Origin of the sequence: Plantibacter sp. Leaf1, from assembly GCF_001421315.1 — a bacterium.
In the GTDB taxonomy this organism is placed as follows: domain Bacteria; phylum Actinomycetota; class Actinomycetes; order Actinomycetales; family Microbacteriaceae; genus Plantibacter.
The window spans coordinates 1,734,587-1,758,642 of the sequence record NZ_LMJX01000002.1 but is presented as its reverse complement, the minus strand read 5'-3'; the positions used below and the strand labels follow the sequence as shown (position 1 = coordinate 1,758,642).

Below are 24,056 nucleotides of genomic sequence, written 5' to 3'. Positions count from 1 at the left end.
TGTGCCCTCGACACACTCCGATGGGGATTCGGTGCGTCGAGGTCACATGGGCGGATCGGGAGGGTTACAGCGCCTTCGACTCGCGGAGGACGCCGGCGAGCTTCTCCATCTGCTTCGCCTGCGAGGTGTAGTCGAGGGCGGCGGTGTTCCAGGAGTGGATCTGACCGGCGACGAGGGCCGGGTGCGAGGCGAAGGTGGCCTGGGCTTCGAGGTCGCTCTGCTGGAAGCCTTCGACGTTGACGAGGAGGACGTCGCCCGTCATCATCTGGGCCGCGTTCTCCCAGCTGTAGATGTCCCAGTAGTAGTAGCCGTCCGGGTTCGCGTTCGTGTACTTCACGCCGAGTTCGCTGTAGAGCTCGGTCTCCGGCTCGTCCTGCGGCTTCACGACGTAGACGCCGTCGGCGTCCGCGTACATCTGCGTGACCTCGAGGTCGGTCTCCTTCGCGGCGGCGGTCAGGTCGGCGGCCGCGGCGTCGTAGCGCTCCTTGGCGGCGGCGATCGTGTCCTCCTCGGCTCCGAGCGCCTCGGACAGCTTGTTGAGCGAGGCGATGACGTCGGCGCCCTTGCCGCCGACCTTGATGGCGACGACCGGAGCGATCTTCTCGAGCTGCTCCTGCTGCTCGACGTCGGCGACCCCGTAGTACGGGCCGGTGAGGTCGAGGGTGCCTTCGCGGTCGGTCGGGTAGAGGCCGGTCACGATGAGGTCGGGAGCGGCCTCGGCGAGCGCCTCGAGGTCGATCTCGCCGTAGCTGTTGCCGACGATCGCGGTGTCGCCGAGGTCGTAGTCGGCGAAACGCGGGTCGGTCGCCACGTCGACGCGACCGAAGACCGCGACGGGGTCGATGCCGTTGCCGTGCAGGCCGAGGGCGTAGTCGGCGAAGCTCGCGACACGCTTCGGCTGCTGGTCGAGCTTGACCGTGGTGCCGGTGTCGTCGGTGTAGCTCCAAGCGCCACTGCTGTCGGCGTCGGATGCGGCGGTGGGGGAGCAGCCGGCGAGGCCGACCAGGGCGAGCGCCGGCACGAGCACGAGTGCGGCGCGGCGGAGGCGTGAAGAGATCGTCATGATACTTAGGATAGCCGAACCTAATTTACGAATCGATATCGGAATCCCCGAATCGCCCGGATCACTCGGCGTCGAGCGCGATCGCGTCGTCGGGGTCCACGGGCACGATGAGGGGCGAACCGCTGCTCGGGTCGGGGATGACGATGGCGTCGAGGTCGAAGGCCTCGCGGAGGACGGCCGGCGTGAGCACCTCCCACGGCGTGCCGTCGGCGATGATCCGACCGCCGCCCACGACGACGAGTCGATCCGAGTACCGGCCGGCGAGCGTGAGGTCGTGCAGGACCATGACGACGGTGGCGCCACGTTCACGGTTGATCGACCGCACGAGCCGGAGCACGTCCAGCTGGTGGCTGAGGTCGAGGAAGGTCGTCGGCTCGTCGAGCAGGATCGTCGGCGCCCGCTGCGCGAGGACCAGGGCGATCCAGGCACGCTGGAGCTGCCCGCCCGACAGCGAGGCGGTGTCGCGGTCGGCGAGTGTCTCGAGGCCGGTGGCGGCGAGGGCCTCGTCGACGGCGATCGTGTCGGCGGGCGTCCACGGCTTGAGCAGGCTCTGGTGCGGGTGCCGTCCGCGCGAGACGAGGTCGCGGACGGTCGTCGCCGACGGGGTGAGCGGCTTCTGCGGCAGGATGGCCAGCCGGCGTGCGACCTCGCGGGTCGGGATCGAGCGCACGGCGCGGCCGTCGAGTTCGACGGTGCCGGCGGTCGGGGTGAGCAGGCGACCGAACGCCTTCAGCAGGGTCGACTTGCCGCAGCCGTTGGCACCGATGAGGGTCGTCACCTGCCCGGTCTCGATGCGGAGGTCGAGCTGTTCGAACACCACCGTCTGCTCGTAGGCGAGCGAGACCCCGCGGGCCTCGAGGGCGGGAGCCGGGTGCGCTTCCGTGGTCATGGCGGGCTTGGTCATGCGGAGGTCTCCCGTTCCTTGCGGCGCGTCAGCAGCCAGATGAGATAGGGGGCACCGACGATCGCGGTGATGATGCCCACCGGGATCTCACCCGGGAGGACGCCGCGGACGAGCGCGTCGCCGCCCGTCACGATGACGGCGCCGAGCAGCGCCGAGGCGAGCAGGGGTGGACGACCGGTGCGCGCGATCCGACGGGCGAGCTGGGGTGCGACGAAGGCGACGAACTCGATCGGCCCTGCGGCGGACACGGCCGCGGCGACGAGCAGGACCGCGCACGCGATGACGATGATCCGGTGCCGTTGGACGGCGACGCCGAGGCCGGTGGAGAGTTCGTCGCCGAGCTGGCTGATGTCGAGGCTGCTCGTCTGCAGGACCGCGATCGGCGTGAGGATCACCAGCGCGACGAGCACCGGCCACACGCTCGACCAGGAGATGCCGGAGAGACTGCCGACGAGCCACTGCGCGGCGGCTGCCGCCTCCGTGATCTGCGCGCGGGCGATGAGGTAGCTCGTGATGCCGCCGAGCGTCGCGGTGGCGCCGATGCCGATGAGGATGAGTCGGAAGCTGTCGACCCCGCCGCGCCAGGACAGGGCGTAGACGGCCGCGGAGGTCACGAGCGCCCCGATCGCCGCCATGGCGGGCAGTCCGAGACTGAGTGCGCCGGCGCCTACGGAGTAGCTGCCGCCGACGAGGACGATCGCTGCGACGGCCCCGAGCGCGGCGCCCGAGGTGACGCCGAGGATGTCCGGGGTGGCGAGCGGGTTGCGGGCGAAGGTCTGGGTGAGTGCCCCGGCCAGGCCGAGGGCCGCGCCGACGAGCAGACCGCCGACGACGCGGGGGAGGCGGAGTTCGAACACGATGAGCTCCTGGCCGCCGGTCCCGCCGCCGAGGAGGGTGGTGATCACGTCGGGGATCGTCAGCGAAGAGGATCCTGCGACGATGCCGAGCAGCGCGAACACCAGCGCGACGACGAGGCAGACGATCGTGACGACGACGACCCGACCGCGCCACAGGCGACCGAACACGCGGCTGCCTTCCGGAACGGCGCTCACAGCTCGGCCATCCGTCCGCGCCGCACGATCATGATGAAGGCCGCGCCACCGATGACGGTGAGGACGACGCCCACGGGCACCTCGGCGGTGCCGCCGATCAAGCGCCCGATCACGTCGCAGGCCAGCAGCACGCCGGCCCCGACGAGTCCCGACGCGGGTAGGAGCCAGCCGTGATGCCCGCCGACGAGGGTCCTGGCGATGTGGGGTGCCGTGAGCCCGACGAAGGCGATCGGGCCGGTCAGCGCGACGGCCGCCGCGGTGAGCAGGGTGATCGCCGCGAGCCCGACGAGGCGTGCCCGGAGGAGGTTCTCGCCGAGCCCGTTCGCGAGTTCGGTCCCGAGCGCCAGGGCGTTCAAGGACCGCACGTTCGCGAGGGCGAAGACGAGGCCGAGTCCGGCGAAGACGAGGGCGGCGTCGACACCGGTGAGCGACCGCCCGGAGAGCGAGCCGACCACCCAGATGCGGTAGGCGGCGAGCGTCGTCTCGTCCGACAGCACCAGGTAGGAGGTGAGGGCGACGAGCAGGGCCGAGACGGCGGTGCCGGCGATCGCGAGCGGCACGGGGCTCGAGAGGCCGCGACCGAGGGCGGCGACGGAGAACACGATGACGCTGGCGACGGTGGCACCGAGCAGCGCCAGCCACAGGGTGGTGACCACCGAGCTCGTGCCGAGCACGTAGACGCCGACGACGACGGCGAGGCTCGCCCCGGCCGAGACACCGAAGAGGCCCGGGTCGGCGAGCGGGTTGCGGGTCTGTCCCTGCATGACCGCACCGGCGATCCCGAGGCACGTGCCGACGAGGATCCCGAGCACGGTGCGCGGCACCCGCGAGCCCCACACGACGGCACCGGTGTCCTGGGCGGGGTCGAACAGGGCCGTGACGACGGCCACCGGGCTGATCAGGTTGCTGCCGAGCATGAGGCTCGCGAGGGCGATGACGAGCAGGGCGGCACCCAGGGAGCCGACGGCGAGCGCGCGTCTCGATCGGAGGAGGGTCGCGCTGCGCATGAAGTAAGCCTAGCCTCACCTATCATCGCCTCGGTGCACGCGTGCCTGGCGCCTGTGGGAGGTGGGAGTCGGCCGGAGTCGCCGCCCATGGAAGTCGGGCGGACGTGTGCGGTTCGCACATGGGTCGATCCTCCAGCGCCCGATACCGTTGACCGAGACGGATGCAGCACGGCGAAGGTGCTCCCGCGACGCCGGAACGCGGCACGCCCGATGCCCAGGAGGACACGCATGACCGAGCAGCAGCAGCCGAACGGCGCCGACACCGCGGCCATCCTCGCGGCCACCGAACGACTCGCGGTCCCGCCCGGCTCCCTCGAAGGCGTCGTCGTCCTCGACCTCTCCCGCGTGCTCGCCGGCCCCTACGCCGCCTCGATGCTCGCCGACCTCGGTGCCACCGTCATCAAGATCGAGAACCCGAACGACCCCGACGTCTCGCGGGGCTTCCCGCCCTACCTCCGCGACGGTGACGAGGAGTTCAGCGGGTACTACGGCCAGTACAACCGCGGCAAGTTCGGCCTCGCCCTCGACCTCGCGAGCGAGGCGGGCAAGGAGGTGCTGCGCGACCTCGTCGCGAGCGCCGACATCCTCGTCGAGAACTTCCGCCCCGGGACGATGGCGAAGCTCGGACTGCCCTACGAGGCGCTCGCCGAGATCAACCCGAAGCTCGTCTACACGGCGATCTCCGGCTACGGACAGACCGGCTCGCGCAGCCGCCGCCCGGCGTTCGACAACACGGCGCAGGCCGCCGGTGGCCTCTGGTCGATGAACGGCTACGCCGACCAGCCGCCCGTCCGCGTCGGCGTGACGATCGGCGACCTCTCGGCGACCATGTTCGGCGTCATCGGCACGCTCGCGGCCCTCCGGCACGCCGAGCGCACCGGCGTCGGTCAGCTCGTCGACGTCGCCCAGGTCGACAGCATCATCGCCATGACCGAGACCGCCGTCGTCGACTACACCGTCGACGGCACCGTGGCCTCCCCGTCCGGCAACGAGCACGCCTGGGTGCGCCCCTACGAACTGTTCCCCTGCGCCGACGGCCAGGTGTTCTTCGGCGCCTACACCGACAAACTCTGGAAGGCGAGCTGCGAGCTCTTCGGCACTCCGGAGGCGATCACCGACCCCGAGATCGACACCATGCGGAAGCGCTTCGACGAGGAGGTCTACGCCCGACGGGTGAAGCCGCTCGTCGTCTCCTGGTTCGCCGACCGCACCCGCGCCGAGCTGGAGGAACTCGCTGGCGACGTCGTGCCGCTCACCGCGGTGAAGACCATCGGCGAGGTCGTCGAGGATCCCGGCACCGCCGAACGCGACATGGTCGTCGAGACCGACTACGGTGCCTTCGGCACGCTCCGTTCCTTCGGCCAGCCCATCAAGCTGAGCGCCACCCCGGCCACGACCGACCGCCCCGCGAACCGCATCGGGGAGCACGCCGACGACGTCCTCGCGGCGCTCGCCGGGTACGACACGGAGCGCATCGCCGGACTCCGCGCCGACGGAGTGATCTGAGTGGAACGCGAGGAACGGTTGGAGGCCGGGCCCGCGTCCTGGTACCGGAGCACCTTCGCGACCGGGATGCCGGAACCGGTCGCCGGCGAGGAACTCCCCGCCGGGTGGGAGGGCGTCTACTTCCCGTTCACGACGCCGTTCGCCCAGCTCCGTGAGGACGGCTCACCGGCCGAGGATGGGGTACTGCCGACCATCGATCTGCCACGTCGGATGTACGCGGGGGAGGACACGGAGTTCCTCCGGTCGCTCCGCTACGGCGAGCCGGTGACGCAGCGCACGAGTCTCGGTTCGCTCGTCGAGAAGCAGGGTCGGGCGGGTCGCCTCGTCTTCGCGGACCTCGTCCGCGAGTACCTCGTCGACGGCACGGTCGCCGTGCGCAGCACCTGGCACGACGTGTTCCTCGAGGCGCAGCCGGCGGTCCCGACGCCGCGGGTGTCGGCACCGGCGCCGGCTCCGGAGGACGCGGCCGATCCCGACGAGGGTGCCGACTGGTCGGAGCGCCGCTCGCTCGACTCGCGGCAGCTGTTCCGGTTCTCGGCCGTGACCGGCAACACGCATCGGATCCACTACGACCGCCGCTGGGCGCGCGACGTCGAGGGGCTCGACGACCTGCTCGTGCACGGTCCGCTGACCCGCATCCTCGTCCTCGATGCGCTCGCCGCGCATGCCGACGGTCGCCGACTCGCGTCGGTGCGGTTCCGGGCGAAGGCGCCGGTGCTCGTGGACACGACGTTCCGCATCGTCGGCACGGACGACGCTGCCGGCACCTCGGTCGTCGTGCGTGCCGCCGACGGTACGGTCCTGGCCTCCGCCGACGCCGCCTGGCGCCCCTGAGGGGAGCCCTGTCGGGTCGGCCTGCCTCCCGCGCGTCCTAGGCGTCGATCACGAGTGTCGGCGTCAGCGACCGCGAGACGCACGGGTACATGATCATCGACGCGTCGTCGGTCGTCAGCGAGTCTCGGTGCTCGGGTGTCCCGTCGACCACCTGCACCGCGCACGAGCCGCAGACGCCCCGCAGGCACGAGCCGGGGATGCCGACCCGCGCGGCCTGCATCGCCTGCAGCATCGTCTGCCCGGCCGTGACCTCGACGGTGCGCTCGGAGCGCGCGCACTCCACGGTGAAGGCCGTGTTCGGCAGGTAGGCGCGGGGCTTCGGCTCGAACCGCTCGAGGTGCAGCCGGCAGTCGTCCGGCAAGGTCTCCGCCAGATCGGTGAGGGTGTCGGTGAAGCCGCGCGGCCCGCACGCGGACACGTCGGTGCCCGGCTCGAGCCCGGCGAGGAGCCCGGCGAGGTCGAGCCGTCCGCTCTCCCCGCTGACGTGGATCCGCACGTGGTCGCCGAGGGCGTCGAGTTCCGGCCCGAACGCGACGTCCTCGCGGGTGCGCACCGCGTACACGAGCGTCCAGTCGGCATCGCCGGCGGCGAGTCGTCGCGCCATCGAGAGCAGCGGCGTGATCCCGATGCCCGCGGCGAGGAGCAGGTGGCGTTTCGCGTCGGAGAGCGGGAACAGGTTCCGCGGGGGCCGGATGAAGACCTTCCGCCCGACGCGGAGGAAGGTGTGGATGTAGTGGGACGCACCCCGCGAGTGCTCTTCGCGCAGGACCGCGATCCGGTAGTGGAACTCGTCGGCGGGATCGCCGCAGAGCGAGTACTGCCGTTCGTGGCGGGTGATGAGCTGCAGGTCGATGTGGGCGCCGGGGTCCCATGCCGGGAGGCGGCGGCCCTCAGGGTCGGCGAGCACCACACTGACGATCGTGGGCGTCTCGCGCACGATCTCCTGGACGATGAGCGGGGTCATGCCCGCGCGGTTGCGCATCAGGAATCCTCACTGTCGATGGCTTCGCCGATCATGAACGCTGCTCTCGCTCCAGCCATCAGTACAGGCTCCGGTTGCCGACGGCGACGGCCTCGTCGATCGCGTCACCGACCTCGGTGCTCAGCCCGGACATGCTCGCCCAGATCCGGCCGGCGCTCGGCACCTCGTCGGCGAGCTCCTGCATCTCGGCGTCCCAGATCCCGCCGCGGAGGAGCGCCCGACCGCAGTGCAGGTAGACCTCCTCGGTGCGCACCACGATCGCGAGCTGCGGTGTCACGTGGTCCTGCTCGAGCATCGCCATGAGCGCCGGGTCGTCGGTGACGATGGCGGTGCCGTTGATCCGCAGGGTCTCGCTCATGCCTGGCACGAAGCACAGCATGCCGATGTGGCCGTTCTGCACGATGTTCTGCAGGGAGTCGGCGAGCCGGTTGCCGAGGCGTTCCGGGATCACGAGGGTGCTCGGGTCGAGTGCGCGGACGAACCCCGGGTAGTCGCCGCGCGGCGAGTTGTCGCAGGTGCCCGCCGCGTCGGAAGTCGCGATGGTGCAGAAGGGCGAGTGGGCGAGGAAGGCGAGGCAGTTCTCGTCCAGCTCGTCCATGATCTTGGCCGTCGCCGCCGGATCCGGTTCGCCGAGCGAGCGACGGATGGCCTCGACGTCGATCGAGGCGAATGCGTTGGCCGGCATGGCGGACCCCTTCTCTGTCCCTCCGACCCTACGGTCGGTCCCCGCACGCATCAATGGTCCGTCGACACACGGTTCGGGTCGTTCTTGTGCCATCGTCCCAAGCCGCGTCATCGGCCGAAGGAGCGACGGAACATCGCCTTCGCGCGAGCCGCGGTGTCTGCGCGATGGGATGCCGGGATCCGGGTGAGCGTCGCGCCCACCATCGAGACGGCCATGAGGATGTCGTCGGGCTCGACGTGGTCGGCGATGCGGTGGGCAGCCAGTTCCTTCGCATGCAGGGCGTGCGCGAGTCGGTCGAGGCGCGTGCCGAGGGCGGTGACGCGTGGGTCGTCGCCCGCCCCGAGGATGGCCTCGACGAACGGTGAGGTGACGAGCGCCTGGTCGATCACGACGTCCAGCAGGGTGTCCAGGGTGGCGTCGGGGCGCGCGGCGTGCTCCTCGAGCTCGCCGACGTTCTCCTCGAGGACGGCGAGCGCGAGCGAAAAACGGTCGGGGAAGTGGCGGTACAGGCTGCCCTGGCCGACCCCGGCGCGTTTCGCGACCGCGCTGAGCGGGGCGCCGAACCCGTCCGCGGTGAACACCTGGCGCGCTGCGGCGACGAGTGCGCGGCGGTTCTCCGGACCCGCGCTCGGGCCGCGGTTCGGCTTCGCGGGTGTCGACGGCATCCCGGTAGCGTAACGCCGCGCGGCCGGTCCGGTGCACCTGGCTGGGAGCCCACCGTGAGGGCTGGTGGCCATGTCGTCGGCGGCGTACCGTGTACCGGACAATGATGTCCGGATGGCGGATCCACCGCGCGCCGCCGTCCCGAGAACGAAGGAACCCCATGAGCGTCCTCACCGCCAACACCCCGATCGCCGCCTGGCTCGCCGACCCCACCGGCGGCCCGCTCATCCGCGGCCTCCTCGTCCAGCTCGGCACCGAGGAGTCGCAGCTCGCGCCCATCGCCGGCCTGCCGCTCCAGCAGCTCGTGGCTCTGAGTCAGGGCAAGCTGCCGCAGTCGCTCATCGACGAGCTCGTCCTCGCGGCGAACGACGGCGTCGCGCCGGTCGATGCGGCGTCTGAAGGGTGGCAGGAGCGCATCACCGCCGGACGGTTCGCCGGGAAGACGGTGATCGTCACCGGTGCGGCCTCCGGCATCGGTCGTGCCACGGCATCCCGCGTCGCGCGCGAGGGCGGCCGGGTCGTGGCGGTGGACCTCTTCGAGGACAAGCTCGCCGACCTCGCCTCGAGCCTGCCGGACGCCGACCTCGTCACGGTCGCGGGCGACATCACGAAGCAGGACGACATCGACGCGATCGTCGCCGCGGCAGGGGAGCGGATCGACGCGCTCGCCAACGTCGCCGGCATCAACGACGACTTCTCCCCGCTGCACGAGACGAGCGACGCGACCTGGGACCGCGTCATGGGCGTGAACGTGACGGGCGCCTTCAAGCTGACCCGGGCGGTCCTCCCGGCGATGGTCGCTGCCGGCTCGGGTTCGGTCGTCAACATCGCCTCCGAGGCCGGGCTCCGCGGCAACGCCTCGGGGAACGCGTACACGACCTCCAAGCACGCGGTCGTCGGCATGACCAAGAGCGCCGCGTTCATGTACGGCCCGCACGGTGTCCGCGTGAACGCCGTCGCTCCTGGTGGCGTCGCGACGGGCATCCCGTTCCCGCCGAACGTGTCCGAGGCGGGGTCCGCGCGGCTCGGACCGTTCCAGGCGGCGATCCCGACGATCGCGACGGCCGAGCAGCTCGCGGCCTCCATCACCTTCCTCCTGAGCGACGACGGGGTGAACGTCAACGGCGTGGTCCTGCCGTCCGACGGCGGATGGTCGGTGCAGTAGCACCGCGCTCTTCACGATTCGTTAAGAACCATCGTTCTTAACGCTTGATTCGGGTCGGTTGCGTGTTCGGCTTCTGCAACGGTTGAAGGACACAGGCGCGCTCAGCGTCGCCCGTCATCTGCGAACGGTCCGAACGAGTACGGCCGGAACGACCGTCGCAGCGCGGTAACACCGCACTCAGGGCCCCACCGATCTTGGCGGAAGGTGGGGCCCTGCGCGGTGTCCGGGGTCCGTCGACTCGCCGCCCGTCGGCTCAGCGCGTGATCGACGCGGCGAACCGCCACGGCTGCGAGCGGATCGTCGCGACCGCGCGGGTGATGGCACCGAGGGCCACAACGTCCGCCCCGAGTTCGGACGCCCGGACGAGCGGGGTCGGCGCGTAGACGCCCTGCTCAAGCCAGCGATGGGCGGCGGCGATGACGGGGGAGGCGACCCGCGCCACGCCACCGGCGACGACGACCTCCTCGACGTCGAGGAGGCTGCCGAGCACGACGCACACGCGGCCGAGGCGCTCGCCGAGTCGTTCGACCAGCGCCTCCGCATAGGCGTCGCCTCCGGTCGCGGCGTCCACGATGTGGCTCACGTCGAGCGCGTCGACGGGCGTCAGGGCGAGCGGGGACGCCGAGGGCACCCGTCCCGTCCGGCGGTCCTCCTCCAGCCAGGATCGTGCGGCACCGTCGAGCCCCTCCGAGGAGCCGACACCCTCGACCATGCCGAGCACGCGGAGTTCGCCGGCACCACCGGCGCCGCCGTGCAGGAGGACGCCGTCGACGATGAGGCCGGCACCGAAGCTCACGCCGGCGAGGAGGACGGCGATGGACTCGCGCGCCACCGCGCCGAGGGCCCGTTCCGCGGACGCCGCCAGATTGGCGTCGTTCTCGAGCACCACCTCGCCCCAGGGGCCGAGCCGGGTCGCGAAGTCGGGGTTCATCCGGGCCCAGTAGTCGTGGTCGCCGCGCGGAGAGCGACCGTGCACGTCGACCGGAGCCGGCACGCCGACCGCCGTCACGAGCACCTGGCCGGCCGTCGTGCCGGCTTGGGCGGTCGCCTGCTCGACGGCGGCGCGGGCGGTGGCGAGGCGCAGGTCCGGATCCTCGTCGCCGCCCACGATCGGCAGTTCCGCGCGGCCGACGACGTCACCGCGCAGCGTCGCGACGAGCGCGGCGACCCGGTGCTGTCCCACGTCGAGGCCGACGACGAACGCGGTGTCGGCGGCCAACTCGTAGCGTCGCGCCGGCCGGCCCCGTCGGTAGTCGCCTGCGGCGCGTGCGTCGTCGAGCTCCCGTATCCAGCCACGATCGGCGAGGAGGTCGCACGCGTTGAGGACGGTCGCGCGCGTCAGCCCGGTCGCGTCCATGACCTCGCTGGCGGTGAACGGGCCGTGATCGAAGGCGTATGCGGCGACGAGTTCGACACTCGCTCGGCCCGTCTCGACCCCCGGTTCGACCATGGGGTGACTGTAGCAGGGTTGCGAAACTAGATATGGTCGCTATATTTAGTGGCGAAGGTCGACCACCGCCGGTCACGACTCCGTGCCCGGCATCCGCACCCCGAAAGGATCCGCCCGAGCATGGACACGAGCACCACCACGTCACCGTCGAAGGCTCCGGACCTCCGGGTCGGCGTCATCGGCCTCGGCTTCGCCGGCACCACCCACCTCGACGCCTTCACCGCCCTCCCCGGCGCGACGGTCGTCGCCCTGTCGGGCCAGGAACCGACCAGGCTCGCCGAGCTCGCCGAGAGCCGCGGCGTCCCCGACACGTATGCCGACTGGGAGGACCTCGTCGCCCGCGACGACCTCGACATCGTCTCGATCGGCGTGCCGAACGCCCTGCACCACCCGATCGCCGTCGCTGCACTCCGCAGCGGCAAGCACGTCTTCTGCGAGAAGCCGCTCGCGACCACCGCCGATCTCGCCGCCGAGATGGTGGAGGCGGCGACGGCCGCCGACCGCGTGCTCGAGGTCGCCTACAACCACCGGCGTCGCGCCGACGTCGCCTACCTCGCCCGCTACCTCGCCGAGGAGCCCATCGGTCGCGTCTACCACTCGCGCGCGTCCTGGCTGCGGCGGCAGGGTGTCCCCGGCATCGACTCCTGGTTCACGAACAAGGCGGCCGCTGGTGGCGGACCGCTCATCGACCTCGGTTCGCACGTCCTCGACATCGCCCTGTCGCTGCTCGGCGAACCGCGCGTGACGCACGTCTCCGCGGTCGCCTACAACGAGCTCGGCCGCGCCGGTCGCGGTGGCTCCTCGGGCGGCGGTCCGGTCTCGAGTCGGTCCACGCACGCGTTCGACGTCGAGGACTTCGCCTCAGCCCTCCTGCGCTTCGAGGACGGCGGCAGCCTGCACCTCGAGGCGTCGTGGGCGTCCTACTCGAAGGCCCACGAGGACATCTCGGTCGAGCTCCTCGGCTCGGAGGGTGGCGTCCGCCTCCACGTCGACAACTACAACACCGAGGGCACGGTGACGATCTACCGCGACGTGGCCGGCGCGCCGACGATCGAGCGACCCGCGGTGCAGGTGCCGTCCGGTCACCACCAGTCGGTCATCGCGGAGTTCCTCGAGACCATCCGTGCGGGCGAGTCCGCCGGTGGCGAGCTGCGGTTCGCCGGTCACCACGGCGAGTACGCCCTGCACCGCAGCCGCGTCATCGACGCCGCTTACGCCTCGGCCGCCGCCGGGCACGAACTGGAGGTCCCCGCATGAGCACCACGTCCCCCATCCGCATCCGTGTCTGGAACGAGTTCGTCCACGAGTCCCGCGGCGACGCGGTCGTCCTCGGGCACTATCCCGACGGCATCCACCGGGTCATCGCCGACGGACTCGAGGAGTCGCTCGGCGAGGCCGTCAGCGTGACGACGGCGACGCTCCAGGAGCCGGAGCACGGGCTCACGGAGGAGGCGCTCGCGAACACCGACGTCCTCTTCTGGTGGGGCCACATCGCCCACGACCAGGTGTCGGACGAGGTCGTCGAGCGCGTCGTCAGGCATGTCCACGCCGGGATGGGCATCGTCGTCCTGCACTCTGGTCACTACTCCCGCGTCTTCCAGCGTCTGATGGGCACGACGTGCGCGCTCAAGTGGCGCAACGACGGCGAGCGCGAACTCGTCTGGACCGTTCTGCCGGACCACCCGATCGCCCAGGGCGTCCCGCACCCGATCGTCATCGACCGTCAGGAGATGTACGGCGAGCACTTCGACATCCCGCGGCCCGATGAGGAGGTGTTCCTCTCCACCTTCGCCGGCGGTGAGGTGTTCCGCTCGGGTGTCGCGTACCACCGCGGGCGTGGGCGGGTCTTCTACTTCTCGCCCGGCGACCAGGAGTACCCGGTCTACCATCACCCCGACATCCGTCGGGTGCTGGCGAACGCGGCCGAGTGGGCGCGTCCGACGATCGAGCGCACCCCGCCGACCGCCGACCAGCACCCCAGGGACTGGTTCCTGGGCGAGCAGGCGTAGTCTGCTGGCAGATCGACTGGAATGACCGGGAGGGACGACATGCCGGAGAAGCAGAACCCGTCACTGAAGGACCCTGAACTCTACGAGAAGCTCCGAGACGACGGTGCGTCCAAGAGCAAGGCTGCGCGCATCTCGAACGCCGCGGCGAAGCAGGGCCGCTCGAAGATCGGCGAGAAGGGCGGGGAGTCCGGTTCCTACGAGGACTGGACGGTCGCGGAGCTCCGTGACCGCGCGAAGGAGATCGGCCTGAGCGGCTACTCCGGCAAGCGGAAGAGCGAACTGGTCTCGATGCTGCGGAACAGCTGAGCGGCTACTCCGGCAAGCGGAAGAGCGAACTCGTCTCGATGCTCCGGAACAGCTGAGCGCGCGGCACCGCCGCCGAGGTCACTCCGACCGGGCGGCGGAGTCGTGTTCGCTCGACGCGTGCACGACGACTTCGCCGGTGTTCGCCTCGTGCATGAACGACTCGAGCAAGGAGCGGTCCATCTCGCCGACCTCGTCGGTGTCGAAGGAGAACTGCAGCGCGATCGCGGGGTGCAGCCACAGCGTCGTCCGCCCCTCGGTGGTGGAGTCCTGTCGCACCGTCAGGGCGAACGACTCGTTCCGGCGGAGCTTCATCAGCGCGATCGTCTTGACGTGGGCGAGCATGCGGTCGTCGAGACGCACGCGAGCGTCGCCCGTGCCATACACCAGTTGTCCCATGGGAACCCTCGACTTCCGACCCCGGGAGACAGCCGTCGGCGCGGATGGCCGACATCTGAGCGCGCTCCGACGGGGTCCGGGTCGGATGGGCGCTCAACCAGGATACGAGACATCCGAGGGGTTCGCCCGATTATCCACAGACCCCTTCGGTCGACCGACCTGATCAGGCGGCTTGCGCGCATTGTCCGCCCCTCGGCCCTTCCGCGCAATGGCCCCTGCAGCCCGCGCGTGCCGCGCTAGCGTGGCACACCTGAGAGGGGAGCTGACGATGGGATTCCTACGCCTCGGTGCGCTCCGATCACAGGTCGACGATCAGACGCTCGCCCAGCTCGAACACGTGATCCTGACGCGCATGCTCGATGACCAGTCCTTCCGCCTGCAGCTCCACCGTGGACGGTTCCACTCCTCCGAACCCGTCACCGTCTCGCCCGAGCAACCGATCGTGTTCGCCTTCGACGCCGAATTCGAGCCGCCGATCGACGAGCGGATGGCGGCCGAGATGCTCGAGGAGATCGAGATCACCGGCGGACTCCACGTCGTCGTCGCCTGACGCGCACCAGACCGACACCAGCACCACACCACAACCACCACCACAGGAAAGCAGGAGCGACATGAGCGACTTCACCGGAGCAGACGCATTGGGCACCGACCCCGACATGGTCGCGGGCACCCCTCCCACCGAGATCCCTGACGAGCCGACGGGCGAGGACACCGAGGACGAGCCGGACGTGCTCGAGCAGCCGGACGCCGCACCACTGCACGACGCCGACGGCCACTGAGCTGGAGCGCCCGCACGACCGAGAAGCGCCGCCGACCCGAGGGTCGGCGGCGCTTCGTCGTACTGAGGGTCGTGGCTCAGGCCTCGTCGGTGTCCTCGGGGTCGGCACCCGGGCGGACCGCCGCGTCGTCGCGGATGTCGATCCGGGTGACGCCGTCGCCCTGATCGGTGACGTCGATGCGGGGAGCCGCGTCCGCCTCGGTCGCGTTCGGGGCCGTGGTCAGCTGGTCGTGGCGGTTCTCGTCGTGCGTGTGCGGAGTCTGGTCGCTGTCGGTCATGCCCAGACGATAGCGCACGGCGCGCGACCCACCGCCGGTATACCTTTCCGGTCCAGGATTCAACCACTGCCGCGTCGCCGCGCGGTTTTCGACAATGGTCGCATGAGAAAGCTGTACTACTCGAGCGGCTATCTGCTGATGGCCGACCAGACCTGCAAAGCCCTGCTGCGGTATGCCCGCGCCCTCGCCCAGTCCGGCGAGTCCGACATCATCACCGTGCCGACGATCAACGAGGGCGGGAGCATCGGCTTCGCGCACCTCCTCATCGGCCCGACGAGTCAGCTGTTCTCGACGCCCGTCGAGAACGCCTCGGAGGAGCCGCTCGACGAAGCGACCATCGTCGAGCTGGAACAGCGCACCGCCGAGCTGCAACCGGCGAGACCGGAATGGGCGACGGAGCTGACCGACATCGACGACCTGGAGTTCGACCAACGCTCGATGTGAGCTGCGGAGAGCACTCGACACAGGAGAGCGGGCCGACGGAGAACCGTCGGCCCGCTGTCGTTTGCGTGCTTCAGACGCGCGGTCCCGGCTCCGGCACGAGGACGAGCCCGTGCGTCGAGTCCGCGCTGATCGCGAGCGCTTCGAGCCAGGCACGGTTCAATTCGACCGGGACACTGCCCGCGTACTTGAACCGCAGCGACATCGCCGGGTGCAACCAGATCGTGGAGCGGCCGTCGCCCGCTCGCGGGTCGTCTTTCCAGCCGAAGTAGAACCCTTCACCGCGGCGCAGCTTCGCGCCGATCACGTGCTGCAGGTGCGCGAGCACCCGGTCGTCGAACGTCACGCTGACGTCGGCGTCGTAGATCATCTTGCCCATGGGTCCTCCAGTCCGCCCACCCCTCCTCCAACGGTAGGCCCGAGTCCGCGGGAGCGCCACGGAGCCCAGGGGGGTTGCGAAACCGTCGTCCAGGCACGAATGGTGCAACACCCCGAGCCCGATCGCAAGCCTGCGATGCGGACACGACGAGCGATCTACCGTGTCGGCATGACTGACACCCCGACCCCACCCAACCGTCTCGACCTCGCCTTCTCGCCCACCCGGGCCATCGTCACCGCCTCCGACTCGGGCATCGGCCGCGCCGCCGCCGTCGCGCTCGCCGAAGCCGGGATGGACGTCGGCATCACGTGGCACACGGACGAGGAGGGCGCCGACGCCACCGCCGAGGAGGTCCGTGCGCTCGGTCGCCGCGCCGTCGTCGCCCAGCTCGACACCACCGACCTCACCGCCTGCGGTGACGTCGTCGACCGGCTCGTCGCGGAGCTCGGCGGACTCGACGTCTTCGTGAACAACGCCGGAACCGGTGCCTCGACGCCCTTCCTCGAGATCGAGCTCGAGGAGTGGCGCCAAGTCGTCGCCGCGGACCTCGACGGCGCGTTCGTCTGCATGCAACGCGCCGCCCGACACCTCGCCGAGGGCGGCGCCGGTGGACGGATCATCGCCGTGACGAGTGTGCACGAGCACCAGCCACGCGTCGGATCCACCGCCTACGACGCCGCCAAGCACGGACTCGGCGGTCTCGTGAAGACGGCCGCCGTCGAACTCGCCCCGTACGGCATCACGGTGAACTCGGTCGCCCCGGGGGAGATCGCGACGCCGATGACGGGTCAGACCGACGAGGACCCGCACGACACCGAGCGCCCCGGCATCCCCGTCGGCCGCCCGGGCGATGCGCGGGAGATCGCCTCCGTCATCGCGTTCCTGGCGTCGCCGGGTTCCAGCTACCTGACCGGGGTGTCCATCCCCGTGGACGGCGGCATGCTCCTGATGGGACCGCAGGCCGGATCGCACATCACGGCACACGATTGGCGCGCAGCCGCCAGCCAGTGACGAGGAACGGGAGAGGCACCGGTCGTGTACCGGTGCCTTGCACATCACGGCACACGATTGGCGCGCAGCCGCCAGCCAGTGACGCGGAACGGGAGAGGCACCGGTCGTGTACCGGTGCCTCTCCCGTGTCCAGCTCGCGGCTCAGACGCCGATCGGCAGCGCCTCCGCGATCGAGGTGCGGTGCAGGACGTCCCAGCGGCTCGTGTAGCTGCGCTCGGGGAGCGAGCGGAGCGCCTCCACCAGATGGGTCGGAAGCAGGTCGCGGCGGGCCTCACGCGTCAGGTCGCTGGGGCGGCAGGGGTACTCCATGCCGCGTAGGAATTCGTCGAGCTCGGTGAACACGAGCATCTCCTCTCTGGGCGCTTCGTGGCACCCGATGTCAGGCGGGCCGGCTGCGTCGAACGGTCGTCGGACCGCCGTGCCCTCCTTCGAGTGTCGTTCCCGTTCAGCTGCTCGGCGCGCTCTTGCCTTTCCGTCGTCGAGCTGCTACTCGAGCGCGGCGGGTGGTCTGGACTGGGGGTGGGGCGCGCGGCGGTTCCGGACTACCGTGTGCCCATGACGAAGCTCCGGGTCCACAATCTCGCCGTCTCGCTCGACGGCTTCGCGACCGGCGAGGGCCAGTCCTTCGAGACGCCCTTCGGCCACGCCGAGCACCGGCTGATGCAGTGGTTCCTGCCGACGCACACCTTCGTGGCGATGACCGGCCACGAGGCCGAGGCGGTCGGTGCCGGGACCCGCGGCGTCGACGACGCGTTCGCGTCGGCCACGGGCGACCGCATCGGTGTCGAGATCATGGGTCGGCGCAAGTTCGGTCCGCAGCTCGGGCCCTGGGAGGACGAGAGCTGGCGCGGATGGTGGGGCGAGGAACCACCGTTCCACAGCCCGGTGGTCGTCCTCACGCACCACGAGCGACCGGACCTCGTCGTGGGGGAGACGACCTTCCTCTTCCGAGAGCTGTCGCCGGTCGACGCCCTGGCGCTCGCCACCTCGCTCGCCGGGGGCCTCGACGTGCGGCTCGGTGGTGGGCCCACGACCGTCCGGACGTTCCTCGAGGCGGACCTCGTCGACCACCTCCATGTCGTCGTCGTCCCGATCCTGCTCGGCCGCGGGGTGCGCCTGTGGGACGGCCTCGAAGGGCTGGAGGACCGGTTCACGGTGGAGGTGACGGCATCGCCGAGCGGGGTGGTGCATTACGTGTTCACGCGGACGCCGCGCTGAGTGTGAGAACGCCCGCCTCGAACGCCCACCGCGAACGCCCTCCCTGGGAATGCAAGGGGCGGCGTCGAACGGGTGACGTCCCCTAACGTGGCGTCATGCCCCAGACCATCGCAAGCCCACGATTCCCGTCAGCCCCGTGTTCCGCCGCCGTCGAACGGCTCGTGCGATGAGCCGCGGTGTCGCCGTCGTCACGGGCGGTACGGCAGGCCTCGGCCGGGCGACGGTCCGGGAACTCGCGAAGCGCGGCTGGGACGTCGCCGTGCTGGCACGCGGTGAGGACGGACTCGCTGCCACCATCGCCGAGGTCGAGCAGGCCGGGCGACGCGCGCTCGCCGTGCCGACCGACGTGGCCGACCGGGAAGCGGTCGAACGTGCCGCGGACCGCGTCGAGTCCGAGCTCGGACCGATCGAGCTGTGGGTCAACTGCGCCATGGTCGGGGTGTTCGGTGACTTCCTCACGACCGAGCCGGCGGACTTCGAACGCGCCGTCGCCGTCAACTTCTTCGGTTTCGTCAACGGCACGCGCGCGGCGCTCTCGCGCATGGTGCCTCGTGATCGCGGACACGTCGTCCAGGTGGGCTCGGCGCTCGCGCACCGCGGCATCCCGCTCCAGGCGGCGTACTGCGGGTCCAAGTTCGGTGCGCGCGGGTTCACCGAGTCCCTGACCGCGGAGCTCATCCACGCCGGCAGTGCCGTCAAGCTCTCGACGGTCGACATGCCTGCCCTGAACACCATCCAGTTCAGCTGGGTGAAGTCGCAGCTGCCCGAGCACCCGCAGCCCGTCCCGCCGATCTACCAGCCCGAGGTGGGCGCCACGGCCATCGCCGACGTCGCGGACAAGCCCCGACGACGCACCTGGGTGGGGGAGTCGACCGTCGGAACCATCCTCGGTGACCGCTTCGCCGGTTCGTTCCTCGACTGGTTCCTCGCCAGGACGGGTTACTCGGGGCAGCTCGCCTCCGACAAGGACGACCCGCGCATGCCCGACAACGTGTACACGCCGGCCCCCGGCGATCACGGTGCTCGCGGGGTGTTCAGCGACAAGGCGCACTCGTGGAGTCCACAGACGTGGGCGATCCGACACCGTCCCGCCGTGTACGCGACCGCATTGGGCGCCGTCGCAGCGGGCGTCGCCCTCGTGACCGGCGCGGCGAAGCGCCGCTGACCGCCGTGGGGGCAGGGATGCGCAGGTCGACGGAGGAGTTCGACGCGGTCGTCGTCGGCGCCGGCCCGAACGGGCTCGCCGCCGCGGTGACCCTCGCCCGGGCAGGCCTGCACGTGCAGGTGGTGGAGCGAGGCGACACCATCGGTGGTGGCGCCAGGACCGCGGAACTCACCCTCCCGGGCTTCCACCACGACATCTGCTCGGCGGTCCACCCGATGGCGCTCGCCTCCGGGTTCTTCCGCTCCTTCAAGCTCGAACGCCGGATCGAGCTCGTGGTGCCGGAGATCTCCTACGCACACCCCCTCGACGACGGTCGCGCCGGCATCGCCTACCGCGACATCGACCGCACCGCCGACGCGCTCGGCCGCGACGGCGCAGCCTGGCGCGCGCTCATGGGGTCGCTCGCCGCGGACGCCGACCGGGTGTCGCAGTTCACTGGCGGCAAGCTGCTCCAGGTGCCCCGCCACCCGGTCACGGTCGCCAAGTTCGGCCTGCGCGCGCTCGAACAGGGGAGCCCCGCCTGGAACCTCCGGTTCCGCGAGGACACCGCCCCGGCGATGCTCAGCGGTGTGGCCGCGCACTCCATCCGGCCGATGCCGAGCCTCGCCACCTCGGCGGCAGCCCTGTCCCTCGGCGCCTATGCCCACGCCCGCGGCTGGCCCATCCCCATCGGCGGCAGCCAGGCGATCGTCGACGCCCTCGCCGCAGACCTCCTCGCCCACGGCGGCGAGATCGCCACGGGTACCGAGGTGCGCTCCATCGACGAGCTCCCGACAGCACGCGCCGTGCTGTTCGACACGACGCCGAAGGCGCTCGCCGAGATCGCGGGGAGCCGCCTTCCCGACACCTACCTCCGGCGTCTCTCCCGCTTCCGCTACGGCGACGGCGTCGCGAAGGTCGACTTCGCGCTGTCCGGTCCGGTGCCGTGGACGAACCCCGAACTCGCGAGGGCGGGGACCCTCCACCTGGGCGGCAGTCGACCCGAGATCGCCGCGGCCGAGCGGGACGTCGCGCGCGGTCGGCACAGCGAGTCGCCCTACGTCCTCGTTTCGCAGCCCGCCGTCGGCGACCCCGGGCGTGCGCCGGGTGACGCGCAGGTCCTCTGGGCGTACACGCACGTGCCGAGTGGCTCCGCGCTCGACCAGACCGAGGCGATCACCCGGCAGATCGAACGGTTCGCTCCCGGCTTCCGCGACGTGATCCTGACCTCCGCGTCGATGACCGCCCGCGACATGGCGCGGTACAACCCGAACTACGTGCTCGGCGACATCGCGGCCGGTGCCGCGAGTTTCGCCCAGCTCGTCGCGAGACCGGTGCTGTCGAACGACCCATGGCGGACGCCGACCCCCGGCATCTTCCTCTGCTCGTCCTCGACCCCGCCCGGCCCAGGCGTCCATGGGCTCGCGGGATGGCACGCGGCCCGCAGTGCGCTCCGCTCCGTCTTCGGACGCGACCGCATGCCCTCGCTCGCCCCGGATTGAGCGCCGACGACCTGCTGACCTCGTCCCTGCTCCAGTGAAAGGAACACCATCGTGTCCCACACCAGCCGCATCCTCGATTGCCCGCCCGACCGTGTCTTCGCCGTCCTCGCCGACGGGTGGCTCTTCCCAGCCTGGGTGGTGGGGGCGTCACGCATGCGCGACGTCGGCGACCGCTGGCCGCACGTCGGCGGGAAGCTGCACCACTCCTTCGGCGTCTGGCCGGCCGTGCTGAACGACGAGACGACCGTCCTGCAGTGGGATCCACCGCACGCCTTCGTCATCCAGCCGAAGGGCTGGCCGCTCGGCGAGGCGCGCGTCGCGGTCGAGGTGGAACCGCACGAGCGTGGTTGCGTCGTCCACCTCCACGAACAGGCCGTCGCCGGGCCGGGCGCCCTGATCCCCGTGTGGCTGCTCGACATCGGCCTGCACCTCCGCAACATCGAGACCCTGCGTCGGCTCGCGCACCTCGCGGAGGGCGGCGCCGGCGGGACGCACCTCGTGGAGGCGGCTGAACCGACGGCCGACGATCGGAAGCGCGCCGAGTTCCCGAAGCGGTCGGTGTTCGCGCGCGTGGTGTCAGTCGCCGTGGTCGCTGTGCCGGTGATCGCGGTGGCACGCAGGCTCGCCCGTCAGTGACGTCCGTCCGACGCCGACGCCGACGCACAACCGCGACGGGATCGCAAGCGCGGGACGGGGTTGCACGGCTGCCGTACCGTTGCGCGGATGACCTCGACCGACACCACCAGGGCTGATCCTCCTTCCACGCTCAAACGCGACATCTCGGGGAAGATGCTCTACCTGTTCATCCTCGGTGACGTCCTGGGGGCCGGGATCTACGCCCTCATCGGGCAGATCGCGGGCGAGGTCGGCGGGGTCACCTGGGTGCCGATGATCGTCGCCCTCCTGCTCGCGCTGCTCACGGCCGCGTCGTATGCCGAGCTCGTCACGAAGTATCCGAAGGCGGGCGGCTCGGCCGTCTTCGCGGAGCGGGCCTACAAGCGGCCGATGGTCTCGTTCCTCGTCGGCTACTGCATGCTCGCGGCGGGCGTCGTGAGTGCCTCCGGGTTGGCGTTGGCGTTCGCGGGCGACTACCTCGCGACCTTCATCGACCTGCCCCCGGTCCTCGGCGCCGTGCTGTTCCTCATGGTGATCGCGCTGATCAACGCCCGCGGCATCAAGGAGTCCGTCCGGGCGAATCTCGTCATGACGATGATCGAGACCACGGGGCTCGTCCTCGTGGTGGTCGCCGTCGCGATCATGCTGGGCGGCGGCAAGGGCGACCTCGGGCGCGCGACGCAGTTCGCCGAGGGCGGGAGTCCGGTCATCGCGGTGTTCGGTGCGGCCCTGCTCGCGTACTACTCCTTCGTCGGCTTCGAGACGAGTGCGAACGTCATCGAAGAGGTCAAGGATCCGTCGCGCGTCTACCCGAAGGCGCTGTTCGGTGCGCTCGCGACGGCCGGTGTCCTCTACGTGCTCGTGGGCACCGCGGCCTCGATCGCCGTGCCCTCCGACGAGCTCGGCGAATCGACCGGTCCGCTGCTGACGGTCATCCAGGCGACCGGCGTCGGCATCCCGGCGTGGCTGTTCAGCCTCATCGCCCTGGTGGCCGTCGCGAACGGCGCGCTGCTCACGATGATCATGTCGAGCCGGCTCGCCTACGGCATGGGTTCGCAGGGGCTGCTTCCGAGCGTGTTCACGAAGGTGCTGCCGAAGCGTGGGACGCCGTGGGTCGCGATCCTCGTCACCACGGGTGTCGCGATGGTCCTCACCGCGACCGGCAGCATCGCCACCCTCGCCGAGACGGTCGTCCTCCTGCTGCTCATCGTGTTCCTCAGCACGAACATCGCGGTGCTCGTGTTGCGTCGCGAGCGGGTCGAGCACACGCACTTCCGTGCTTGGACGGTCCTGCCGGTGCTCGCGGTGCTGTCGTGCCTCATCCTGCTCACGCAGCAGAGCGCTGAGGTGTGGTTGCGCGGCGGCATCATCGTCGCAGTGGGTGTGGTCCTGTACGCGATCACGCGCCTGGTCCGTCGTCGGAAGAGCGGTTCGGACGCCACCGCGCGGTGACGCTGCGGCGACCCCGGGGTGGCTTGGTCGGCTCGGGGCGGGTGGTGCCGTGGTGGTCGTCGTCGGGCTGGTGTGGATCGTCGGCCCGCGGCTGATCCGGCGCGCGCGCGACCGCGTGTCCTGAGGGGCACGGCGGTCAGGCTGGACGACCCGACCGTCGGGTCACGTCCGCGACAATGGGGTGATGTCCGACACCTGCGCCTTCTGTCAGCTGATGCGTGACGAGCCCGCCGACGTCGTCTGGGTGGAGCGCGAGGAGGAGGCGGTCGCCTTCCGACCGTTGCCCGAGTCGGCGCTCGCGCCGGGGCACACGCTTGTGGTGCCTCGGGCGCACAGTGTCGGTCTACTCGACGCGGATCCGCGGGCGCTGCAGGCGACGACCGCCCTGGCCCAGCGGGTGGGTCGGGCGATGCGGGCGGCGCTCGGTGCGACCGGGGTCGTCGTGTTGAGTGCGTCCGGTGTCGATGCCGGGCAGAGCGTCCCGCACTACCACCTGCATGTCGTGCCCTGCTGGGACGACGACGGGGTCACCTTCTGGCCCGAGGGGCTGTCGCAGCATCGGGTCGACGGGGACCCGCTTGAGCTCCTGGCGGAGATGTTCGAGTAGCGGGAACTCGCTGCGCCTTGGGTTGACCTCAAGGCCGATTGAGGTTCTACGGTTGCAGTATGACCATTCCCACCACGCCGTCCACCGATCCCGACGCCCTCGCCCATGCCGCGACCGTCGACGGGTTCAAGACGGCGTTCCGCGACCACCCGGCCGGCGTCGCGCTCATCAGCGCCGCAACCGATCGAGGCGACGTCGGTCTGACGGCGTCATCCGTGGCTTCCGTCGCCGTCGACCCGCCGATGCTGTCGTTCTCCGTCACCCGCGCGACGGGTTCCGCCGGTGGGCTCCTCAGCGCGGGGACCGTCGTCGTGCACCTCCTGGCGGACCACCACCTCGAGGTCGCGAAGGCGTTCGCCAAGACGGGCGAACCGCGGTTCACGCCGGAGCAGCACTGGGAGCGACTCTCGACCGGAGAGCCCTACCTGCCGAGTGCCCGAGCCGCGCTGCGCTGCCGGATCGTCCAGACCGTGCCGGCCGGCAGCTCGATGCTCGTCATCGCCGAGGTCCTCGAGGTCATCCCGCCTGGGACGGACGCGCCGGCGCTCGTCTACCAGAACCGCAACTTCCACCGTCTGGAGTCCGACCCGCTCGGTTGAGCGTCAGCCG

29 protein-coding genes are annotated in these 24,056 nt (G+C 70.8%); 17 read left to right on the top strand and 12 right to left on the bottom strand.

What is annotated here, in order from left to right; all coding sequences use genetic code 11:
* Nucleotides 1-64: 64 nt before the first annotated feature.
* The 4 genes from ASE44_RS10545 to ASE44_RS10530 form a co-directional block, all read right to left on the bottom strand.
* Complete coding sequence (locus tag ASE44_RS10545; RefSeq protein WP_056779558.1) at nucleotides 65-1,063, bottom strand: ABC transporter substrate-binding protein; 999 nt, start codon at nucleotides 1,061-1,063, stop codon at nucleotides 65-67.
* Nucleotides 1,064-1,124: 61 nt separating this feature from the next.
* Complete coding sequence (locus tag ASE44_RS10540; RefSeq protein WP_235522585.1) at nucleotides 1,125-1,967, bottom strand: ABC transporter ATP-binding protein; 843 nt, start codon at nucleotides 1,965-1,967, stop codon at nucleotides 1,125-1,127.
* The gene (locus tag ASE44_RS10535) at nucleotides 1,964-2,992 is read right to left on the bottom strand and encodes an iron chelate uptake ABC transporter family permease subunit (RefSeq protein WP_056781084.1); all 1,029 of its coding nucleotides are present in this window, start codon (nucleotides 2,990-2,992) and stop codon (nucleotides 1,964-1,966) included. The genes ASE44_RS10540 and ASE44_RS10535 overlap by 4 nt, the downstream gene beginning before the upstream one ends.
* A gap of 23 nt (nucleotides 2,993-3,015) precedes the next feature.
* The gene (locus ASE44_RS10530; RefSeq protein ID WP_056779555.1) at nucleotides 3,016-4,026 is read right to left on the bottom strand and encodes an iron ABC transporter permease; all 1,011 of its coding nucleotides are present in this window, start codon (nucleotides 4,024-4,026) and stop codon (nucleotides 3,016-3,018) included.
* A gap of 228 nt (nucleotides 4,027-4,254) precedes the next feature.
* Here ASE44_RS10530 and ASE44_RS10525 point away from each other — a divergent pair, with 228 nt between their 5' ends.
* The gene (locus tag ASE44_RS10525) at nucleotides 4,255-5,532 is read left to right on the top strand and encodes a CaiB/BaiF CoA-transferase family protein (RefSeq protein WP_082455953.1); all 1,278 of its coding nucleotides are present in this window, start codon (nucleotides 4,255-4,257) and stop codon (nucleotides 5,530-5,532) included.
* On the top strand, nucleotides 5,533-6,366 hold the full coding sequence (locus ASE44_RS10520; RefSeq protein ID WP_056779552.1) for a MaoC/PaaZ C-terminal domain-containing protein: 834 nt from the start codon (nucleotides 5,533-5,535) through the stop codon (nucleotides 6,364-6,366).
* A 37-nt stretch (nucleotides 6,367-6,403) separates the two neighbouring features.
* Here the strand turns inward: ASE44_RS10520 and ASE44_RS10515 are convergent, their stop codons facing one another.
* From ASE44_RS10515 to ASE44_RS19055, 3 genes are all read right to left on the bottom strand, one after another.
* Nucleotides 6,404-7,348 carry a PDR/VanB family oxidoreductase gene (locus ASE44_RS10515; protein ID WP_056779548.1) on the bottom strand — a complete coding sequence of 315 codons (945 nt, stop codon included), beginning with the start codon at nucleotides 7,346-7,348 and terminating at the stop codon, nucleotides 6,404-6,406.
* Nucleotides 7,349-7,406: 58 nt separating this feature from the next.
* On the bottom strand, nucleotides 7,407-8,033 hold the full coding sequence (locus tag ASE44_RS10510) for an MSMEG_1061 family FMN-dependent PPOX-type flavoprotein (RefSeq protein ID WP_200921051.1): 627 nt from the start codon (nucleotides 8,031-8,033) through the stop codon (nucleotides 7,407-7,409).
* A 107-nt stretch (nucleotides 8,034-8,140) separates the two neighbouring features.
* Nucleotides 8,141-8,698, bottom strand: a complete 558-nt coding sequence (locus ASE44_RS19055) for a TetR/AcrR family transcriptional regulator (protein WP_056779546.1) — start codon at nucleotides 8,696-8,698, stop codon at nucleotides 8,141-8,143.
* Between the two features lie 158 nt (nucleotides 8,699-8,856).
* Between ASE44_RS19055 and ASE44_RS10500 the strand changes: the two genes are divergently transcribed.
* Complete coding sequence (locus ASE44_RS10500) at nucleotides 8,857-9,861, top strand: SDR family NAD(P)-dependent oxidoreductase (RefSeq protein ID WP_056779542.1); 1,005 nt, start codon at nucleotides 8,857-8,859, stop codon at nucleotides 9,859-9,861.
* A gap of 253 nt (nucleotides 9,862-10,114) precedes the next feature.
* Here the strand turns inward: ASE44_RS10500 and ASE44_RS10495 are convergent, their stop codons facing one another.
* On the bottom strand, nucleotides 10,115-11,311 hold the full coding sequence (locus tag ASE44_RS10495; protein ID WP_056779539.1) for an ROK family transcriptional regulator: 1,197 nt from the start codon (nucleotides 11,309-11,311) through the stop codon (nucleotides 10,115-10,117).
* Between the two features lie 120 nt (nucleotides 11,312-11,431).
* Between ASE44_RS10495 and ASE44_RS10490 the strand changes: the two genes are divergently transcribed.
* Genes ASE44_RS10490 through ASE44_RS10480 form a run of 3 tightly spaced genes read left to right on the top strand, consistent with a single transcriptional unit; the run spans nucleotide 11,432 to nucleotide 13,626 of the window.
* Nucleotides 11,432-12,568, top strand: a complete 1,137-nt coding sequence (locus ASE44_RS10490; protein WP_056009285.1) for a Gfo/Idh/MocA family protein — start codon at nucleotides 11,432-11,434, stop codon at nucleotides 12,566-12,568.
* Nucleotides 12,565-13,320 (top strand): ThuA domain-containing protein, encoded by a 756-nt coding sequence (locus ASE44_RS10485; protein WP_200921049.1) that lies wholly within the window; start codon nucleotides 12,565-12,567, stop codon nucleotides 13,318-13,320. Before ASE44_RS10490 ends, ASE44_RS10485 begins: the two co-directional genes overlap by 4 nt.
* A gap of 39 nt (nucleotides 13,321-13,359) precedes the next feature.
* Complete coding sequence (locus tag ASE44_RS10480) at nucleotides 13,360-13,626, top strand: Rho termination factor N-terminal domain-containing protein (RefSeq protein WP_056009283.1); 267 nt, start codon at nucleotides 13,360-13,362, stop codon at nucleotides 13,624-13,626.
* A gap of 78 nt (nucleotides 13,627-13,704) precedes the next feature.
* On the opposite strand, the gene ASE44_RS10475 is transcribed toward ASE44_RS10480, so the two are convergent.
* Entirely contained in the window at nucleotides 13,705-14,022 is a 318-nt protein-coding gene (locus ASE44_RS10475) for a hypothetical protein (RefSeq protein WP_056009281.1), read from the bottom strand.
* A 268-nt stretch (nucleotides 14,023-14,290) separates the two neighbouring features.
* Between ASE44_RS10475 and ASE44_RS10470 the strand changes: the two genes are divergently transcribed.
* A complete protein-coding gene (locus ASE44_RS10470; RefSeq protein WP_056009279.1) occupies nucleotides 14,291-14,572 on the top strand; it encodes a hypothetical protein in 282 nt (93 codons plus the stop codon).
* 61 nt (nucleotides 14,573-14,633) lie between these two features.
* Nucleotides 14,634-14,801 (top strand): hypothetical protein, encoded by a 168-nt coding sequence (locus ASE44_RS18490; protein WP_157579867.1) that lies wholly within the window; start codon nucleotides 14,634-14,636, stop codon nucleotides 14,799-14,801.
* Between the two features lie 76 nt (nucleotides 14,802-14,877).
* Here ASE44_RS18490 and ASE44_RS10465 read toward each other — a convergent pair whose 3' ends face one another.
* The gene (locus ASE44_RS10465; protein ID WP_056009277.1) at nucleotides 14,878-15,078 is read right to left on the bottom strand and encodes a hypothetical protein; all 201 of its coding nucleotides are present in this window, start codon (nucleotides 15,076-15,078) and stop codon (nucleotides 14,878-14,880) included.
* A gap of 102 nt (nucleotides 15,079-15,180) precedes the next feature.
* On the opposite strand from ASE44_RS10465, the gene ASE44_RS10460 reads away from it, so the two are divergent.
* Nucleotides 15,181-15,522, top strand: a complete 342-nt coding sequence (locus ASE44_RS10460) for a hypothetical protein (protein WP_056009275.1) — start codon at nucleotides 15,181-15,183, stop codon at nucleotides 15,520-15,522.
* Nucleotides 15,523-15,592: 70 nt separating this feature from the next.
* On the opposite strand, the gene ASE44_RS10455 is transcribed toward ASE44_RS10460, so the two are convergent.
* Complete coding sequence (locus ASE44_RS10455; protein WP_056009273.1) at nucleotides 15,593-15,898, bottom strand: hypothetical protein; 306 nt, start codon at nucleotides 15,896-15,898, stop codon at nucleotides 15,593-15,595.
* A gap of 168 nt (nucleotides 15,899-16,066) precedes the next feature.
* On the opposite strand from ASE44_RS10455, the gene ASE44_RS10450 reads away from it, so the two are divergent.
* Complete coding sequence (locus ASE44_RS10450) at nucleotides 16,067-16,909, top strand: SDR family oxidoreductase (protein WP_056781074.1); 843 nt, start codon at nucleotides 16,067-16,069, stop codon at nucleotides 16,907-16,909.
* 141 nt (nucleotides 16,910-17,050) lie between these two features.
* Here the strand turns inward: ASE44_RS10450 and ASE44_RS10445 are convergent, their stop codons facing one another.
* Nucleotides 17,051-17,251, bottom strand: a complete 201-nt coding sequence (locus tag ASE44_RS10445) for a DUF2795 domain-containing protein (protein WP_162235747.1) — start codon at nucleotides 17,249-17,251, stop codon at nucleotides 17,051-17,053.
* Between the two features lie 213 nt (nucleotides 17,252-17,464).
* On the opposite strand from ASE44_RS10445, the gene ASE44_RS10440 reads away from it, so the two are divergent.
* The 7 genes from ASE44_RS10440 to ASE44_RS10410 all read left to right on the top strand — a co-directional run bounded on the left by ASE44_RS10440 (nucleotide 17,465) and on the right by ASE44_RS10410 (nucleotide 24,046).
* On the top strand, nucleotides 17,465-18,127 hold the full coding sequence (locus ASE44_RS10440) for a dihydrofolate reductase family protein (RefSeq protein WP_056779536.1): 663 nt from the start codon (nucleotides 17,465-17,467) through the stop codon (nucleotides 18,125-18,127).
* 166 nt (nucleotides 18,128-18,293) lie between these two features.
* Entirely contained in the window at nucleotides 18,294-19,292 is a 999-nt protein-coding gene (locus ASE44_RS10435; protein ID WP_056779533.1) for an SDR family oxidoreductase, read from the top strand.
* A 17-nt stretch (nucleotides 19,293-19,309) separates the two neighbouring features.
* Entirely contained in the window at nucleotides 19,310-20,773 is a 1,464-nt protein-coding gene (locus ASE44_RS10430) for an NAD(P)/FAD-dependent oxidoreductase (protein WP_056779529.1), read from the top strand.
* A 51-nt stretch (nucleotides 20,774-20,824) separates the two neighbouring features.
* Nucleotides 20,825-21,409, top strand: a complete 585-nt coding sequence (locus tag ASE44_RS10425; RefSeq protein WP_082455952.1) for an SRPBCC family protein — start codon at nucleotides 20,825-20,827, stop codon at nucleotides 21,407-21,409.
* Nucleotides 21,410-21,496: 87 nt separating this feature from the next.
* Nucleotides 21,497-22,840, top strand: a complete 1,344-nt coding sequence (locus ASE44_RS10420) for an APC family permease (protein ID WP_056779526.1) — start codon at nucleotides 21,497-21,499, stop codon at nucleotides 22,838-22,840.
* Nucleotides 22,841-23,024: 184 nt separating this feature from the next.
* On the top strand, nucleotides 23,025-23,447 hold the full coding sequence (locus tag ASE44_RS10415) for an HIT family protein (RefSeq protein ID WP_056779523.1): 423 nt from the start codon (nucleotides 23,025-23,027) through the stop codon (nucleotides 23,445-23,447).
* A gap of 59 nt (nucleotides 23,448-23,506) precedes the next feature.
* A complete protein-coding gene (locus ASE44_RS10410) occupies nucleotides 23,507-24,046 on the top strand; it encodes a flavin reductase family protein (RefSeq protein WP_056779522.1) in 540 nt (179 codons plus the stop codon).
* Nucleotides 24,047-24,056 lie beyond the last annotated feature (10 nt).